2 protein-coding genes are annotated in these 590 nt (G+C 35.3%); one reads left to right on the top strand and one right to left on the bottom strand.

The genetic code is table 11. The features are described 5' to 3' along the window. A partial coding sequence (locus tag AC3G7N_RS21895) for an aminotransferase class III-fold pyridoxal phosphate-dependent enzyme (protein ID WP_489424231.1) occupies window positions 1–320 on the bottom strand: 320 nt, incomplete at its 3' end. Between the two features lie 151 nt (window positions 321–471). On the opposite strand from AC3G7N_RS21895, the gene AC3G7N_RS21900 reads away from it, so the two are divergent. Continuing rightward, on the top strand, window positions 472–590 hold a 119-nt coding region (locus AC3G7N_RS21900), incomplete at its 3' end, for a DUF1516 family protein (protein ID WP_489424232.1).

Here is a 590-nt window from a genome sequence, read left to right on the forward strand (position 1 = left end):
CCAGTGTTCATAGGCAAAACAGCTTCTTTGTTCGTTAGCTTACAGACTTTTTCATACCATGGACCAAGCTGGTCATTATGAAAGGCGCGAGATGTTAATGTAACCGCATCCGCCTGCTTTTTTAATGCATCAATAATTTTTGGATGACGATGCCCTTGGTTAACTGCTGAATAGGCACTTAACATGTCCATGTAGCGGTTACCCTCAGGATCTTCTACCCAAACTCCTTCAGCTTTGGATATAACAACAGGAAGGGGATGATAGTTTTTTGCGCCGAATTCCTGCGTTTGATCAATAATTTCTTGACTAGAATGTGTCATAATATCCCTCCAATTAAAAAAATACAATACTTTTTCAGTATAACAGTTTTTTCTAATAATTGCCTCAGTTTATTGTTCAAAAAGATTTCATATGAATTTCCTTATTTTATCTGTTATATTATAGACAAGGAATTAGAAAGGATGAAAATACATGAGCACACATTTACATGTAACAGCATGGGCCCTTGCATTTATTCTGTTTATCATTGTTGTGTTATTGAATAAATCAGGTAAAGAAAAAGGCGCTAAGATTCTACATATGATATTACG

This window comes from Virgibacillus carmonensis, from assembly GCF_057836705.1.